This is a genomic window from Helicobacter kayseriensis (genome assembly GCF_021300655.1).
In the GTDB taxonomy this organism is placed as follows: Bacteria; Campylobacterota; Campylobacteria; order Campylobacterales; family Helicobacteraceae; genus Helicobacter_G; species Helicobacter_G kayseriensis.
Genome location: NZ_JAJTNB010000007.1, coordinates 19,597 through 37,032 on the forward strand (window position 1 = coordinate 19,597; position 17,436 = coordinate 37,032).

A 17,436-nucleotide genomic window follows, 5' to 3' on the forward strand; every position below is an offset into this window, starting at 1 on the left:
ACATGCATCTTGATCTTTTACAAAACCCGCCCCTAACAGACATCAATCACTGCCTTCTTGATCGAAAAACACAAAACATCCCTCCTATCTCTCAAGCTATTTTCAAACACAATCAACAAGAAATTCGCGCACTTAGCGCACATTTTGGAGGAGAAGATGGGGGAAATTTTTCTTTTTCAAGTGGAAGCTTCTTAGAGCTTTTTATCAAGCTCAAGGATTATAAGATTGCCTTTGCCCTTAGCAATCACCAGCAGGCTTATCAAGCCTATAAGCTAGCTAAAGATCTTTGTCATTTTTATCCCATTACTCCTCAATGTGACACGGGAATCATTACAGATCTTCCCGCTTGTGATATTTATCTGATCCCATATATCAATCAAGATCTTTTGACTTACAACCCTATTGCCAAACTCCAAAATGAGATTCTTGCCCAAAACCCTAATGCCCTTATGATCATCGATATTAGCTATGCTCTTGCGCGAGGGGAAACATTAAATTTCAAATTATGTCCTCAAAGCATTTTTTTATGCGATGGAGAAAGCCTAGGTTTTTTAAGAGGATATGGAGTATTTCTTACCTCTTCTAAAAACTGCTCCCTCTTTCCTCCCACACGCTATGTGGATGGGTTTTATACAGCATTTCTTAGCGAAATCAAAAGACGAGAATCCTCTCTTAAAATCCAAGACCAAAAAGAACAAATCTTTAAATACCTCAAACAAAAACTCAAAGATGATCTTGATCTATTTGCCCCACTAGATTCTTCAATGCCCAATACTCTAGCTTTGCGCTTTAAAAACATCAAGGCTAGAAATCTTTTACAAAGTCTTTTTCTTGATCAAATTTTTGGAATCAATGGGCAAGAATGCCTTTTTGGCTTTTCTTCTCCTTCTTTTGTATTGCAAGAAATGGGATATACTCAAGATCAAGCAAGAGAACTATTGAGCCTAAGCTTTGATGCGATTCCTACACATATTTTAGACACTCTTATCTTGCACTATCAAAATCTTAGAAATCTGGAGATTTAATATGATTTCATTTAAAAATGCCTTTGAAATTCTTTTTTCACAATCCCTCAAACTCAAAACCCAACAAACTCCCCTTTTTGAAGCGACAGGAAAAATTCTTGCACAAGATATTTTTACCTCTCGCAATCTTCCAGCATTTAGCAATTCAGCAATGGATGGATATGCTATAGCAAGCATAGAATCAAGCTATAAGATACAAGGAAATCTTTTAGCTGGAGATCACTCTATACCCACTATTCTTCCCAATCACTGCATAAAAATTATGACCGGAGCCAAGATCCCACCCAACACTATTGCAGTCATTCCTTTTGAGCACATACAAACTCAAGATTCATACATCATCCCCCTCTTCCCAATCAAAGAAGGACAAAACATCAAATACTGCGGTGAAGACTATTGCATAGGAAATCCTCTTCTTAAACAAGGAGAACAACTCAACTATGCCTCATTAGCGCTTCTAGCTTCTCAAGGTATTTCTACAGTGCCCACATATCAAAGCCTTCAAATTGGTATTTTTGCAAGCGGAAATGAAATCAAAGAGCCATGGGAAGAGGCACAAGATTTTCACACATTTAATACCAATGCGATTGCCTACCACGCAATCTTGCGCGACTTGGGGTTTCAAAGCCAATATCTTGGAATCCTGCCTGATGACAAACAAGAGCTGATTGGAAGGATCAAAGACATTGATCAATACGATATTGTGATCACAAGTGGAGGAGCTAGTGTTGGGGAAGCTGATTTTTTTGAAGAAGCACTTCAAACATTGGGGGCAGAAATCCTATTTCACGGGATCAACCTCAAACCTGGGCGACCCATGCTTTGTGCCAAATATCACGATACACTCATCTTTTCGCTCCCTGGGAATCCTCTCAGCGGGATTCTCAACCTTATTTCTCTTGTATTGCCCACATTGTTTAAATTAAGCGGATCTTTGTCTTATTTTACGCAAGGTTTATGCGCCAAACACAAAGGAGAAGTGCATTTTAAAGGCCAAAGAAGCCATATCGTGCTTGGCACATTTGATGGAAAATTTTTTATTCCATTTCAAAAAGGCAAGTATGGCTCTGGCTCGCTCAAGCCTCTTCAGGCCTCAAATGCATTGGCAATCTTTGATGAATCAGTTTCTACAATTTATGACAATCAAGACATTTATATCATTTCTATCCCCCCTCTTTTTACAAATCTTAAGAACACAATCTTTAACAATTCCGATAAAATGAAAGCCTAAAATTCTATATGTTTTTGGATATTTAATATAAGGATAATTAAATGAAAAAAATCTCAAAAATCTCATTTGTATCCCTACTCTTCTTCTCATCTCTTAATGCTTTAGAGTTTGGAACAATGGGGAGCCAATCCTTTGGAATGGCTGGCACTGGAGTTGCAGTCAAAAAATCTGCTTGGGGGCTTTATTATAACCCTGCGCTAATTGCTGCAGATAGTGGATTTAAACTTGGATTATTTGCAGAGCTTCACGCAAAAAGCAAAAACTTTTGGAATATTTTTAATCGCGATTTTAAAAAACTCAACCAAAATGACATCGAAGAAATTAAACAATTGCTTGAAGACAATAGGATTAGTCTAGGAACTCAAGATGGTGTAGTCTTGCAACTTCCTGATTTTGGTATTGGCGCCTTAGCCATAGGTGGATTTTTCAATCTTGCCGCAAATGGAACAACTCAAGCAAAAATTGAACTACCAAAAGATAAAACAACAATTGAAGATCTTGGTTTGGAAACCAACTTCTCTGCTCTTGCCTTGATTGAAATTCCCCTAGGCTATGCTTACGAATTTGACACACTTGCGGGAGACTTTAGCGTTGGTGTTGCACTAAAATATATGAATCTTTCTGGGACTGCTGGAAATTTCAAGATTTCAAGCAATATGAGTCCTTCAGATTCTCTTAAAGATCTTTTAAAGGTCGATTTGGGCCACAATGTCTCTAATATAGGCGTTGATGTGGGTGTAACATACGAACCCTTTAGCTTTCTTACTCTAGGTGTTGTTGGAAAAAATCTCAATGCCCCTTCTTTTGATCTAGGATTCCAAAAAATCAAAATCAATCCTCAAGCAAGAGCAGGAGCTGCGCTCAATATAGGCTTTTGGACTCTGGCCTTGGATGCAGATTTGACAAAAAATCAATTTTTAGGATCCAACCTTGATAATCAAGTCATTAGTCTTGGAACTTCTTTTGACTTTAAATTTTTCTCTTTGCGTGGAGGAGTGGCTACAGACTTACAAAATAAAGAAGATTTGATTTTCTCACTTGGGCTTGGCTTAGCTTTCTTTGATATTGGAGTTCAGGTTGGCAAAAAAACAAATCCTCTTAATGGTCTCTTGATTCCAGATTATTTAGCATTACAAGTAGGAGCTGGCTTCTCCTTTTGATTCTTGCAATGACCAAAAAATAGGGGGAGAGATAATCACATTACATAAAACATAAAAATTCTTTAAATTTTGTATAGAATTTTCTTTCTTTAGTTTTTGCGATTTAAAAGGATTTTTGTGCGTTTTTTTTTATTGTTTCTTTTATTCAATGCAGTCTATGGCCTTGAAATACAAGTCAATTTTGGGAAAGAAAAAGGTGAGGACTTCTCGGTTTTAAATCTTAAGCACAAAACTGCATTTGAATGCAAAGAAAATAAAGATGTCTATAACAACATCACTTCAATCACCTGCACTATTCCACAAACACCAATCAACAACTTCGTTCCAACCAATACTGCCTTTTTCAATCTCTCCAATTCCATTACGCACAACAACCTTACTCTAACCATTACCCCCAAATATAAGGCAAAACTTTTTTCAACATTACTCGACCTTAAAACTCAACGCAGAATCCCAAAAGAAAGACCCAAAAAATCTAAACAATGGCAAATCATCGGTTATAAATCTGAGATTCCCTTTCTCTCCCAACAACAAACGCAAGGTTTAAACTTTCCCATTCAGATTCCAAGCAACAATAACCTCTATATTGGACAACTAGATATCAATCTCAATCCTCTACACTATGAAGAAGGTGTTGATTTTAAACAACTTCGCAACATCAAAGCCATTTATGATCAAAAAGATTACAAACAAGCCCTACAAGATGCCTCATTTGCACTCAAGGCTTATCCAGAAAGTATTTTTAAACATGATTTCTTATTTTTCAAAATCAAATCCCTCTCACATCTACTTTCTAAAGACAATTTTGACTCATTTACTTCTAGTGCTACAAAATGGCTCAATGAATCATCTTTAGACAAAAATACTCCAGAGGTTTTATACTTACTTGCCAATGCCTACATAAACCACAACTTTGAAAACGAAGCTTATTACTACTATAAGAGAATCCTCAATGAATATCCACAGACTGAATGGAGCGCTCTAGCAAAAATGCAACTTGCAAAGAATTTTTCAAACAATTCTCGTTTTAAAATTTCGCCTAGCTTATTTTCTGAAGCCTACGCTGAAGCAAATTCACAATCAACGCGAGATGAAATTTTGGTGACATGGGGGATTTCAATGCTCGAAAAAGATCCCAAGGAAGCATCTACGCTAATCCAAACCGTTCTTACTAAAACTCCAAGCTATTTCTCAGATAATCCCCAAAGGACATTGGGGATTCTCAAGGAATTATCCTCAAAAAAAGCCTTTGATCTTGCTTTCAAAATCGGCCAACTTTTGTTGGGAAATTCCCCTAAAAATAGTCCTTATCTAGAACAACTTCTCTTTGAGCTGGGAGATTATGCACAAAAGGCTGATGACACACGCCAAGCCCATCGATACAATGAACAATTTCTCACACAATTCCCCAAATCCAAACTCTCTAAAATCGTCGCCTCAAGAGATGATCAACTTTTATTTAAAATGGGAGAAAACCTCACGGATGAAGAAAAACTTGCAATCTTTGATCAAATCATTGAAAAATATCCAAATACACAAACTGCTCAAAATGCTTATCTTAAAAAAGCACAACTTCTATTTGATCTCAAACGATACAAACAAGTCATTGCACTAGAATCATTTATCCCTCAATCTCCCCTCATCCCAAAATCCAAAACCAATCTCATTATCAACCTTGTCCAAAATCAACAATGTAAGCAAGTCCCACAATATCTTAAAGGAAGCGATCTTCAAACTTTTGAAGAAAAAGATCGTTTAAGTGTCTTTGATTGCCTTTATTCTCTCTCTTATTATCGTGATGCCAAAAAGCTCATTGAAGATACAGATCAAAAAGAGGCCAATGAAAAGCTCCCTTGGCTATATCGCACAAGCAAAGTACTCAATAAATTGGGAGATTTTGCAATGTCAAGAAAATCTGGAGAAGATACTTTAAACCTAGCACAAGCGTCTAATCAAACACAGTATTATGATATTGGCTTTGTTATTTTTGATGACTTGATCAAGCTAAACCTCATACCACAAGGACAAAAAATTTCTGTTTTTCTAGAAGAACACTTTCCTCAAGATTCTAAAATTCTTGAGGTATGGTATGCACTTCTTAAAAATGCGCAGAATCTTGGCGATGAAAATGCTCTGCAAATTTATGCAACCAAAATCCTCAAACTACAACAAGAAATTCGATTTTTTGATTACACTCCAAATGTCAACTTTATCCTTATCTACTCACTTATGAAAACAAAACAATATGCCAAAGCAGATTCTTATCTTGCAGAGTTACTGGAAGCAAAAATCCAACCCCAAGAAATGCAACAAGCTCTCTATATCCAAGGAGCACTTTTAAAAGCTATGGGAAAAGATCCCAAAGAAAGCTTTGAAAAATGCCTACAGATTCAAGAAAAAACAAATTGGCAGAATCTATGCAGAGAATCTCTTCAAAATTAAAGGAATCTTTTTTGCTGACGATGTTAAAAGTAATGAAAAATTAAGGAACAAAAACAATAATGAGAATAACCTTTGGATCTAAATATAATCAAATTCAAAATTCGCAAGGCTCACTTCAATCTAGATTGAACGAGCTTAATGCCAAAATCGCTTCAGGAAAAAAGATTCAAAGTCCTTATGAAAATAGCCATATCTATGAAAAAGATCTTCAACTTGGCTACCAAGAATCAACGCTTTCTCAAAATATTGATGTCGCACAAAATGCTTATAATATGACGCTCAGCACAGACAAAGCGCTCAGTGAATTCAACAAGGCGCTCTTGCAATTCAAAACCAAACTTATTCAAGTTGCCAATCAACCCCAAAGCCCATCTACACGAATGGCTATTGCCAATGAACTCTCTGGATTGCGAGATCACATGATCAATATTTCCAATACCTCTATTGGAGGAGCCTATCTTTTTAGCGGAACAAAGATTCGCACTCAACCCATTGCCCCTGATGGAAAATATATGGGAAATAATCAAAAACTTGAAGCACTCGTAGGATCCAATATCCGTGTGCCATTTAATATTCCTGGGAGTGATTTATTTTTTGGATATAACGCAGATTCCCAAGCGATGGTTACAAGCAATATCAAAAGATACAATCTCAGCAAATTGCATCCAAATATTATGGATCGATTCAATAAAGACACATCCCCTCAAGAAATTTTTCTTAAAGCAACAGACACATTAAGGGATCTTATTGGGGATGATGATGATGATCCAAGCAATGATAAAAAAGTGTATTTTTATCTAAGAGGAGTAAGGCCTGATGGGACAAGATTTAAATCAAAATTTGAATTAGATCAGGCTTATACCAACCTTAGTAGTGCAACAAAAGTAAGTGATTTATTAGAAAAAATTGGTCGCGAATTTGGCAATAATCAAGCAACTCAAGTTGTCGATGTTCAACTCAATGCATGGGGAGAAATCGAAATCAAATCCCTTGTAGCAGGAAGCTCAAATTTAGACTTCAACCTCTTAGCAAGCACGGTGGATGCAGACAATATTCAAGACATTGAAAAAAGTGGAGCTCCGCTCATAAGCTTCCAAAAAAGCCCTTATTTGAGCAGTCATTCCATATCCCAAATTCAAGGAATTCAAGATCCATACAAACAAGATCAACTTGTTCTTCCAGCATCGCTTATTTCACAAACAACAAAAATTCCAGCAAATAAAAATACAATGCTAAGTGAGATTTTCAATTCAGATGTTGTTTCCATTCGATTTGACGGAGACTTTTCAAAAGAAGAGGATGGAGAAAAAATCCCACAGATTCTAAGCTTTTCTACAAAAGAAACAAAAATTTATGATGTTCTTAAAGATATTGAAGCTTTCTATCAGCAAAATGGACACAATGTTCAAACCGAAATCGCTGATGGGAAGATTATCTTAATCGATCTTGATGCAAAACAATCAGGTCAAGCCACGACACTCAAGATGAGTCTCAGCACACATGATCAAGAGGGAAATCTTCTTGATGGAATCCCTTCTGATTATCATCACACCTACGATGATGTCTTTTTTGAAAAAAGGGGATCTAAACTTGTCTCCAATATTTCTCAGATCTCTCTCTCTAATGATAGATATGCAACAGATCAAACCAAGCTTTTTGATGTCGCTGGAGATATCAGCGGACAGATTTACAATCTTTCAATTAAAGATCATAATGGGAAAAACATCAGTGCCAAAATGGTCTTTAATCCTCGAGGGGTATATTTGGAGCTCCCAAGGCAAACTCCCAAAGAACAAGAATCATCCATAATCAAAATTCCTGTCGTCAATCTCAATGAGAAAGGGGCACTCAATCTAGCCAAACCTAGCGAGATGACTTATCGTCAATTTATGGATGCTTTGGGACTTGTTATGAATTATTCAAATTTTGAAGACAAAGTTTATGAAGAACTCTCTAAAAATCCTGATGACTATACGCCAAAACAAAAAGAACTTTATGAAAAAATCCTACTGCAATCACAAGGAAAGGTTGAAGTTTCTCTCAATCAAAATGGACAAGTTGAGATTATTGATCGTGTCCGCTCGACAAGCCAAATGGAATTTTCTCTCTCTAGCGCAACAAGCGATGATTTTTCTGATCAAGCTTTAAGAGATACACAAACTGGCCTTATTCTCCATGCCAACAATGCACTTACTGTAAATAGACCTCAACTCAATCTCTTTGATTCGCTTAATCAAGCTATCCAAGCAGTTCAAGATGGAATTTATCGTCCCGATGAATTCTCTCAAGCTTTTAATCAAGATATGAGAAACATCGGTATCCAAAATAGTCTTGAATCAATTCAAAACCTTGATGAACATCTTAGAAAATTAACTGCACTGAATGGTTCTTATGGAAAAAGCTTTGAACAATCTATCAGCAAAAATGAGGTGCTAAAGACGCAAGTGCAAACATTGCGTGCAGAAAATATGGGAGCAGATATCGCAGAAGCTTATAATAAACTTCAAAACTTAAGCGCAAACTATAATGCTGTTTTAAGCTCTTCTGGGAAAATTAATAAAATGTCCATTCTTGACTATCTCTAAAAGAGTGTTACAATTTGCACTTTTTATACCACAATAAAAGAGTTTAGTAATGCGAGTTTTGATTATTCAAAATGAAAAAACATTTTGCAAAATTCTAAGCGATTTGCTAGAAGAATCATATTATCAAGTTGACACAGCAGAAAATCTCAAAGATGGAAAATACTTTATCGGTATACGCAAATATAATCTCATCATCACAAGCTATAAGTTTTCTGATGGATTAGCTACAGACCTAATCCCTTTTATCAAAAAAACTTCACTCAACACATCTATCATTGTCCTCTCTTCAGAATATAAAAAAGAATATGAAATCCAATCTCTTCGAGCTGGGGCGGATGATTTTTTAGCCAAGCCACTGGATTTTGATATTTTATTGGCAAGAATTGACTCGCGTTTAAGGCTTTGGCACTCAAATACTATTATTTATGGCGATCTCACTATTTATCCATCTCAAGAACGCATCACTTTTCAAACACAAGAAATTGACATCAAAGGAAAGTCCTTTAGGGTTCTAACACACTTGGCAATTCACAAAGATCAAATCATCTCCAAAGAAGAGCTTTTAGATTCCATTTGGGAAGAGCCTGAACTTGTTACCCCCAATGTCATTGAAGTCGCCATCAATCAAATTCGACAAAAACTAGACAAAACATTCAAAATTAAAAGCATCGAAACCATTAGAAATAAAGGATATCGCTTTTGCTATCCCTCTTAAACAAAATCTACTACAACCATTCCCAAAAAGCGTCCCAAATCATCATAAAACTCAACGCGATACTTTCTCCCCTTTTTATCAAGAGAATACCTTTTTAAAAGATTTTTTAACCCTACGCGTTCATATGCCTCATTTTGCTTTGTCCCCTGAAAACCTATGATATTGACACGCTGTTTTTGATTTTTAAGTAAAACCAAAAAAGAATCTTTGACAGATATGATTTCCCCTATTTTTACCCATCGTCTACTCCCATCGATCTCAAACTCAACACCTGATAATTCTTTAGAAAACTCAACATTAAAAGGCGATAATGTGCTCAACACCCGATTTCCATATTTTAAAACGACCTCATGATCTTTTTTCAAAAATCCCACAATATATTGATCTGAAGTAAAAGTAATCTCTTTAATTGGACGATCTTTAGGAAGAGGGAAAAACAAAAGTCTAGAGCGCAAATCAAAAAGTGGTATTTTGATTAAATTTTCAATATTGAGATAGGAATTATTTTTATAAAGCAAGGCATAGACTTTATTTGGTGTCAATTCAAAATCTCTTTGAAATTTCACCCCAACAGCACGAAGCATCCCCTCAACCCCCAAAAGATGATAATATACACGCTCATATAAAGGGAGATTCTTGCTTGCTTCATTGGCTAAAGCCGTTTTTCCGTGCGTAATGGCAAAATAAGTTAAACTCTTTTCCATTTCTTTATCTTGCGTCTTTGTATGAGTATTGCGAACACGATATCGATGAAGATCTTTAAGAATCTTTTGATTAATATTTTGAGTAATCTTCTCAGAAAGTTGAAGCAGATTTTCATAATACGCTCCGACAATCACTTCTTGATCGATAATTGAGCAATTTCCCCATCGATTTGGATTTTGATCATTATTAATGTATTCCTTACGATAAAACCCTCCTCCATCGTGCAAATGATAAATCACTTGAATCGTGGGATCTAAGACGATCAATTTAATCTTTTGTATCAAATCAAACTCTTCATCATTCTGATCAAGCGTTTTAAACTTACGATTCATATCGCCATAAATTCCACGATGATTTCTTAAAATACTATGCTGATTTAAATTTGGAATCACCCAAACCTCACCAGAGAGGATCTTATAATGTTGCAAAAATAAATTTGTCGCATTAAATCCCCCCGGCTCATCACCTTGTATACCACTTAGAATCAAAACACGAGGCTCACCTGAATTTTGGGTAGGCATCTTAATCAAATTAAAATCCAAAACTTCACCCATCAAACATAAGGCAAAACAAACAAAAAAAATGATTTTAGACATTTTGGTTTTATCTCCATCTACAAAAAGAGCAAAATAGGAATAAAAAATGCTTGAAATAAAATATTTTCAAGCAAGGATTTCTATGAATACTCTTTCTGTTTTTCAAAAATATCTTGGACAGCAATCAGCCCATTCAAACATAATCCCAACAGATATTACAGACATCAACCACACAATTGGGATACTCCAGACAATCGACAAACATCTCAAGAAGTGCACAACGCATCTCCACTCATTAGATTCTATAAAAGAATCAATGACACAATGCCACTTTATGGGAGAAATGCTTTTTGAAAAACACTTTCTTCTCTCACCAATCAATAAAACTTTTTATATTCAAGACCTAACACTTTTCTTCAACCCAGATTCTCAAGAGCATCTTCTTGCCTATATTTCTGAGAAAAGAGAAGAAATTGCAAGTCTTTTAGATCAAATATTTTTCCTTCTTGAGCAAGAAGAAAATCCCGATTCTCAACCCCTCTCTTATACCCAAAATCACTCTTACTCTATCTATCTCAAGAGCTAATTGACTTAGCTCTTCCTTGCTTATAAAAATCATTCCCTAAAGAATCAATTGCAACAATACAAGGAAAATAATCAACCTCAATACGCGCAATCGCTTCAGCTCCCAAGTCCTCATAAGCCAAAACTTCATACTTTTTAATACTTTGCGAAATCAATGCGCCTGCTCCTCCAATGCAGACAAAATAAACAGCTCCATGCTTCACCATTGATTTTACAACCTCATCAGATCGATATCCCTTACCAATCATTGCCAAAAGACCATGCTCTAAAAGAGTGGGTGTATAAATATCCATTCTTCCACTTGTTGTTGGACCAGCAGATCCTATCACTTCCCCTTCTCTGGCGGGACTTGGCCCCATATAATAAATGCATTCCCCATCTAAATCAATCGGGAGTTCTTCTCCCTTTTGAATACTCTCATACAATCTCTTATGTGCAGCATCTCTTGCCACTAAAAAATGGCCCTTGATTTGGATATGTTCTCCAGCCCTTAAAGACTTAAGTTCACCATGATTAAAAGGAGCTTGTAAAATTTTCATTTTCCCCTCAAAACTGAATGCTTGTATGCCGAATGGCATTACAATTGATATTGATCGCAACAGGAAGCCCAGCAATATGCGTTGGATACCATTCTATGTTGACTCCAAAAACAGTCGTATCCCCTCCAAGCCCCTGCGGACCAATCCCCAAAGAATTTGCCAACTCCATTAATTCTCTTTCTAGATTCGCATATCTTTCATCGGGATTTGAGCTTCCAACTTCCCGAATCGCTGCCTTTTTGGCTAGCAAAGCTGCTTTTTCCATTGTCCCACCTATACCTATCCCCACAAGAAGTGGGGGGCATGAATTTGGCCCAGCATTTTCTAAAGTCTGAATAAAAAAATCTTTAACACCTTGCAAGCCTTGAGCTGGGGTCAGCATCAAAAGTGCACTTTTATTTTCACTCCCAAATCCTTTGGGTGCAACAATAATCTTAAGTCTATCCCCCTCTACGATCTCATAATGAATGACTGCTGGTGCATTATCTTGAGTATTTTTACGATCAAATAAAGGATCATTCACGATTGATTTTCGTAAAAACCCTTCCGTGTAGCCAAGAGCTACTCCTTTTTGAATCGCCTCCTCAAGAAAACCTCCCTCTACCCTCACATCTTGCCCCAACTCAACAAACACAACACACATCCCTGTATCTTGACAAATCGGGATCTGTTTTTTGTGAGCAATTTGAGAATTCTCAATCAGCTGAGAAAGGATCTCCTTTCCTAAAGGAGATGTCTCATTGTTGTGAGCCTTTTGGAATGCTTGAAATACATCATGAGGAATATTTCTACAAGCACAAATGCTTAATTTAACAACCTCTTGAGTAATCTCTGATGCTTGAACTATTTTCACTTTTTACTCTTTTGACATTCCAAACATTTTCCATAAACCACTGCGGCAATATAGCTGGGCGCAATTTTTTGAATGACGGATTTGTTTGTATAAAGATGATTTAAATTCATCTCAAGATCTTCTATCTTCCCACAAATCGTACAAACAGTGTGCATATGCTCTCCATGAGCAATTTCATAACGCTGTTTTTGCATATTGATTCTAATCTCTTGCAACAATCCTGCTTCACATAATGAAATAATGTTTTTATAGATGGTTGCTAAAGAAATCGATGGATGTTCTTGCAAAATATTTTCATAAATTTCTTCAATCGTTGGATGTCCACACTTTTGTATTTCCTTTAAAATTGCCATCCTCTGAGGAGTGATTTTTAAACCACTTTGCTTCAAATCTTCTTCAAAGCTCAAAGCCTTCTCCTTTCCTTTTATTTTATAAAGTTTCATTTATTGTACTCTTGCGTTTCTCTTATAACTTTTGCTAGCATACTAATCTCAAATTCTTAACAAACTATGCAATCAAGCGCGTTTTTAGCGCCCTTATTATTATCTAAGGAAAGTAAATGTTTGAAATTTTCAGCGAATCATTTCGAAGTATTGCCAACAAAATTCGTTTTAGCGATGATGAAAAGTCTCTGATAAGAGCGATCGATGAACTCAAAAAAGTCTTACTCAAAAATGATGTTCATCACAAAGCCGTTAAAGATCTTTTGCAAAAAGTCGAATTTCAAACAAAGGCTCAGGGTATCGGAAAACAAAGCTTTCTTAAAGCCCTTCAGGACAATCTTCACTCCCTTCTTGAAACCAAAGGAAACCAAGGATTTGTTTTCTCTCCCAAACCTCCTACTTCCATCTTGATGGTTGGACTCCAAGGAAGCGGAAAAACAACAACAACAGCTAAGCTCGCAAACTATCTTAAGGGCAAAAATAAAAAAGTTCTTCTTATCCCCTGTGATCTGCAGAGAATGGCTGCTGTTGAGCAACTCAAACAACTTGCAACACAAATTGAAGTTGATTTTTTTCAATCTGATGCCACAATTCCCCAAGATGTAGCAAAACAAGCTATTGAGTATGCACAAAACAAGCATTATGATGTTTTGCTTTTTGACACAGCTGGGCGTTTGGCAATCGATGAAGAACTTATGCAAGAGCTCAAAGAGCTCAAAGAGCTCATCAATCCTTTTGAAACCTTTTATGTCGCAGATAGCTTAAGCGGACAAGAGGGTGTAAGAAATGCAGAAATTTTTCATCAAAAGATTCAAATTGATGGCGTGATATTGAGTAAATTTGACAGTGATAGTAAGGGGGGTATCGCACTCTCTATTGCCTACCAGCTTGGTCTTCCTTTGCGCTTTATTGGAAGTGGAGAAAAAATCAATGATTTAGATCTCTTTCTTCCAGATCGGATTGTTTCTAGATTGATGGGTGCAGGGGATATCGCAACTCTTGCAGAAAAAACCTCAAGTGTCTTTAGCGAAAAGGAAACAAAAGCACTGACAAAAAAAATTAAAAAAGGGCAATTCACCTTTGAAGATTTCCTTAGTCAAATTGAAAATGTCAAGAAACTAGGCAATTTAGGGAATCTTGTCGGAATGATTCCAGGACTTGGAGGTATGGCTGGAGCACTTAAAAATATTGATTTAGACAATTCTCAAGAAATCAAAAACATTCGCTCCATGGTTAATTCTATGACACCTAAGGAGCGTATCAATCCTGATCTACTAAATGGATCAAGACGCAAAAGAATCGCTCAAGGTGCAGGACTTGAAGTCGCAGATGTAAATCGCATCATCAAACAATTTGATAATGCTTCCAAAATGGCAAAAAGACTAAGCAATAAAGGAGGAATGCAAAATTTAATGGGGATGATGCAACAAATGCAGGGGAAAATTAAAAGATAAATTCTTTTTATCTTTTTGTAAAATTGATAGAAATTCTTAAAATATGGAGGAGCTATGATTAAACTTGATTTTTACGCTACGCTCGTTGCAATGGTTGCAGTCTTACTGATTGGACGCTTTATTATTGCTCGTTTAAAGGTCTTGAATGATTATAACATCCCAGAATCTGTCGTTGGCGGGCTTTTTGTGGCAATTTTGATTGCCATTGCATATAAATTTTTCAATCTTGGTATTGATTTTGACAAATCTCTTCAGGGGCCATTGATGCTTGCATTTTTTGCCTCAATCGGTCTAAATGCAGATTTTGCTTCGCTAAAAAAAGGAGGGCGAACTCTTATTAAATTTCTTGTTATTGTGGCCATATTCTTAGTGATTCAAAACCTTGTTGGAATCTCACTTACCTCACTTATGGGAGAAAACCCTCTAATTGGACTCCTTGGAGGTTCTATCACAATGAGCGGAGGACATGGAACTGGTGCAGCATGGGCAGCAACCTTTAAAGAAGCTCCCTTTAATTTTCCTCACGGACTAGAAATTGCTGTGGCTTGTGCCACTTTTGGTCTTGTGATGGGTGGACTTATTGGTGGGCCTGTAGCTCGATTTCTCATCAAAACATATCACCTCAAAACACCTGAAAGAAATGAAAGTGAAGAAGATGGAGCATTTGAATCTCCACGCAAACAGCGCCTCATCACAGCCTCAAGCTTTATAGAATCTTTAGCGCTTATTGCATTTGCTTTATTTGCTGGAATCCAAATCGAAGAAGCCCTCAAGGGAACTGCTCTTGCTCTCCCAACATTTGTATGGTGTCTTTTTGTGGGTGTGATTCTACGCAACCTTTTATCACTCTTTAAAGTTCATCAGGTTTTTGAGCGAGAAGTCTCAGTTATTGGAAATGTGAGCCTTTCTTTGTTTTTGGCCTCAGCATTGATGACATTGAAACTTTGGGAATTGGCCAATCTCGCATTGCCTCTTTTTGTCCTTTTGGTGGCACAAGCAATTGTGATGATCTTATATGCAGTTTTTGTAACTTTCCGTATGATGGGGAAAGATTACGATGCTGCAGTTTTGGCTGCTGGACATTGTGGATTTGGACTAGGTGCTACCCCTACAGCCATTGTCAATATGCAAGCCATCACCCAACGCTATGGACCAAGCCATGTTGCATTTTTGGTTGTCCCAATGGTAGGAGCATTTTTCATTGATATTTTCAATGCATTTGTCATCAAATTTTTTCTTTCTCTTTCTTTTTTTGGATAGAAAATGCCAACTTGCATTGCAATCAGTGGAGGGGGGACAGGGGGGCATCTAGCAATCGCTAAAGCACTCATGCTTGAATGCCAAAAGAACAATATCCCCTGCATTTATATCGGTTCAACCTCTGGGCAAGATCAACTTTGGTTTGAGAATGAAAAAAACTTTCAAGCAACATATTTTTTTCACACCAAAGGCGTTGTCAATCAAAAAGGATTAGGGATCTTTAAGACGCTTTATTTTCAGTTGCGTGCTTTTTTGCAAGCAAAGAAGATTCTCAAATCTCATCAAGTTTCTTGTGTGTTTAGCGTTGGAGGATATAGCTCCGCCCCAGCATCTTTTGCTGCCATTTGGCTCAAGATCCCTCTCTTTATTCACGAACAAAATGCAGTCAAAGGAGCCCTCAATAAACTTCTTTCTCCATTTGCAAAAACCCTCTTTGGAAGCTTTAAAGATAAACATAAAAATTTCATACAAACCTCTTACCCTGTAAGAGATATTTTCTTTGAATCTGCAAGAATACGCAAAGAAATCCGATGTGTTTTGTTTTTGGGCGGAAGTCAGGGAGCTGTGGCAATCAATGATTTTGCACTCAAAATTGCTCCACTTCTCCACCAATCTGGTATCAAAATCATCCATCAAAGCGGAGAAAGGGACTATGAGCGATTAAAACAAGCTTATGAAAAGTTGCAAATTCCTATCACGCTCTTTTCTTTTTCTAAAGATCTGGTTTCCTACATGCATCAAACAGATTTATGCTTTACTCGCTCTGGGGCTTCAAGCGTATGGGAAATGTGCGCCAATGCACTGCCTTGTGTGTATATTCCCTATCCTTATGCTGCAGGGGATCATCAATACTTCAACGCTCTCTTTTTTACACAAAAATCCCTTGGGATTTTATGTCCTCAAGATAAACTCTCTGAAAAAATCATTGATCAAATCCAAGATCTCAATCTGTCTTTTATCTCTAAACAACTCACCCAAGAAATTAAACAAGGAGGAGCTCAAGAAATCCTAGAATCTATCTTAAACACTCTCAAAGAGATACAAAAATGAGTGAAAAATACAACAGGCTCTCTAAGATTGTAGACAAGCTTTATTGTGGTGAAGAACTAAGGATTGCTTCATTGGCAAAGGAGTTTCACACAAGCACCAAAACAATCCAAAGAGATCTAAAAGAAAGATTAAAAAGTGATTTTCTTATACGCGAAGGGAATCGCTTTCGACTTAGAAGCACTCAAAAAGATCAAAGAAGTGCTTTTGCAATAAGCGTATTGGAAAACTTAATCCAAGAAATCGGAGGAAGCTTTGAAGCTGATGCAAATGAGATTTTGGATAAATCTCTTTCCTCTTCTAGTTTATTTGAAACTCCGCTAAAAAACATTACACACAAAATTCAAGAAATCTTACAAATCCAAAAAGCCCTCAAAATGCAAAATAAGCTTTCTTTTAATTACAAAAACAAAAAATATCTACATACTCAACCTATCGATCTTTGCGCAACTAGACATTGCATCTATCTTCGTGCTTATATTAAAAATGAGATTTTTTTCTTTTCTTTGGAACATATCACACATTGCAAACTCAGTAGGCAAAAATACCTGATCTCCACACAGAATGATTGCACACAGCAAGAGCAAAGCAAAGTCTCTCTCTTTGCCTATCCCCAAGCCTCAAAATATGCTCAAGCAATCCAATGGGGAGAGCAACAGGAATGCTGGCAAGATAATGATGGTAGTCTCATCATTGAATTCTTCTGCGAGAATGAAAATGCTCTAATTAGTGAGATTCTCAGCCAAATCCCGCACATTATTGTTTTAGAACCCCAATCCCTCAAAGATAGAATCGAAGCCAAAATCCTTGCCTATATCAAAAAACAATAATCAAATTAATTCTTATCAAAACAATC

The 17,436-nt window shown here is 36.6% G+C and carries 15 protein-coding genes; 11 read left to right on the forward strand and 4 right to left on the reverse strand.

Annotation, left to right across the window (positions count from 1 at the left end):
* Positions 1 to 2: 2 nt before the first annotated feature.
* The 6 genes from LW137_RS05545 (at position 3) to hsrA (ending at position 9,158) form a co-directional block, all read left to right on the forward strand.
* Complete coding sequence (locus LW137_RS05545) at positions 3 to 1,025, forward strand: nitrogen fixation protein NifS (RefSeq protein WP_233034026.1); 1,023 nt, start codon at positions 3 to 5, stop codon at positions 1,023 to 1,025.
* A gap of 1 nt (position 1,026) precedes the next feature.
* Positions 1,027 to 2,256 (forward strand): molybdopterin molybdotransferase MoeA, encoded by a 1,230-nt coding sequence (locus tag LW137_RS05550; protein WP_233034027.1) that lies wholly within the window; start codon positions 1,027 to 1,029, stop codon positions 2,254 to 2,256.
* A 41-nt stretch (positions 2,257 to 2,297) separates the two neighbouring features.
* Positions 2,298 to 3,416, forward strand: a complete 1,119-nt coding sequence (gene traF / locus LW137_RS05555; protein WP_233034029.1) for a conjugal transfer protein TraF — start codon at positions 2,298 to 2,300, stop codon at positions 3,414 to 3,416.
* A gap of 117 nt (positions 3,417 to 3,533) precedes the next feature.
* Positions 3,534 to 5,858, forward strand: coding sequence for a tetratricopeptide repeat protein (locus LW137_RS05560; protein ID WP_233034031.1), 2,325 nt, complete (start codon positions 3,534 to 3,536; stop codon positions 5,856 to 5,858).
* A gap of 59 nt (positions 5,859 to 5,917) precedes the next feature.
* Positions 5,918 to 8,443 (forward strand): flagellar hook-associated protein FlgL, encoded by a 2,526-nt coding sequence (flgL, locus tag LW137_RS05565; protein WP_233034032.1) that lies wholly within the window; start codon positions 5,918 to 5,920, stop codon positions 8,441 to 8,443.
* A 49-nt stretch (positions 8,444 to 8,492) separates the two neighbouring features.
* Positions 8,493 to 9,158: a homeostatic response regulator transcription factor HsrA gene (hsrA, locus tag LW137_RS05570; RefSeq protein ID WP_233034033.1), complete on the forward strand. Its 666-nt coding sequence runs from the start codon at positions 8,493 to 8,495 to the stop codon at positions 9,156 to 9,158.
* On the opposite strand, the gene LW137_RS05575 is transcribed toward hsrA, so the two are convergent.
* Positions 9,155 to 10,459, reverse strand: coding sequence for a M99 family carboxypeptidase catalytic domain-containing protein (locus LW137_RS05575; RefSeq protein ID WP_233034034.1), 1,305 nt, complete (start codon positions 10,457 to 10,459; stop codon positions 9,155 to 9,157). The genes hsrA and LW137_RS05575 overlap by 4 nt on opposite strands.
* 46 nt (positions 10,460 to 10,505) lie before the next feature.
* Between LW137_RS05575 and LW137_RS05580 the strand changes: the two genes are divergently transcribed.
* Positions 10,506 to 10,985 (forward strand): flagellar FLiS export co-chaperone, encoded by a 480-nt coding sequence (locus tag LW137_RS05580; RefSeq protein ID WP_233034035.1) that lies wholly within the window; start codon positions 10,506 to 10,508, stop codon positions 10,983 to 10,985.
* Here the strand turns inward: LW137_RS05580 and LW137_RS05585 are convergent.
* Genes LW137_RS05585 through LW137_RS05595 form a run of 3 tightly spaced genes read right to left on the reverse strand, consistent with a single transcriptional unit; the run spans position 10,975 to position 12,783 of the window.
* Positions 10,975 to 11,523 (reverse strand): Fe-S-containing hydro-lyase, encoded by a 549-nt coding sequence (locus LW137_RS05585; protein ID WP_233034036.1) that lies wholly within the window; start codon positions 11,521 to 11,523, stop codon positions 10,975 to 10,977. The two genes, LW137_RS05580 and LW137_RS05585, sit on opposite strands and share 11 nt — an antisense overlap.
* 7 nt (positions 11,524 to 11,530) lie before the next feature.
* Positions 11,531 to 12,376, reverse strand: coding sequence for a fumarate hydratase (locus tag LW137_RS05590; RefSeq protein WP_233034037.1), 846 nt, complete (start codon positions 12,374 to 12,376; stop codon positions 11,531 to 11,533).
* Positions 12,373 to 12,783, reverse strand: coding sequence for a Fur family transcriptional regulator (locus LW137_RS05595; RefSeq protein ID WP_233034038.1), 411 nt, complete (start codon positions 12,781 to 12,783; stop codon positions 12,373 to 12,375). The genes LW137_RS05590 and LW137_RS05595 overlap by 4 nt, the downstream gene beginning before the upstream one ends.
* A gap of 152 nt (positions 12,784 to 12,935) precedes the next feature.
* Here LW137_RS05595 and ffh point away from each other — a divergent pair, with 152 nt between their 5' ends.
* Genes ffh through LW137_RS05615 form a run of 4 tightly spaced genes read left to right on the forward strand, consistent with a single transcriptional unit; the run spans position 12,936 to position 17,410 of the window.
* Entirely contained in the window at positions 12,936 to 14,273 is a 1,338-nt protein-coding gene (gene ffh / locus LW137_RS05600; RefSeq protein WP_233034039.1) for a signal recognition particle protein, read from the forward strand.
* Positions 14,274 to 14,327: 54 nt separating this feature from the next.
* Positions 14,328 to 15,533, forward strand: a complete 1,206-nt coding sequence (gltS, locus tag LW137_RS05605) for a sodium/glutamate symporter (protein WP_233034041.1) — start codon at positions 14,328 to 14,330, stop codon at positions 15,531 to 15,533.
* 3 nt (positions 15,534 to 15,536) lie between these two features.
* Positions 15,537 to 16,583, forward strand: coding sequence for an undecaprenyldiphospho-muramoylpentapeptide beta-N-acetylglucosaminyltransferase (gene murG, locus LW137_RS05610; RefSeq protein WP_233034043.1), 1,047 nt, complete (start codon positions 15,537 to 15,539; stop codon positions 16,581 to 16,583).
* Positions 16,580 to 17,410, forward strand: a complete 831-nt coding sequence (locus LW137_RS05615) for a helix-turn-helix transcriptional regulator (protein ID WP_233034059.1) — start codon at positions 16,580 to 16,582, stop codon at positions 17,408 to 17,410. The genes murG and LW137_RS05615 overlap by 4 nt, the downstream gene beginning before the upstream one ends.
* The last annotated feature ends 26 nt before the right edge of the window (positions 17,411 to 17,436 follow it).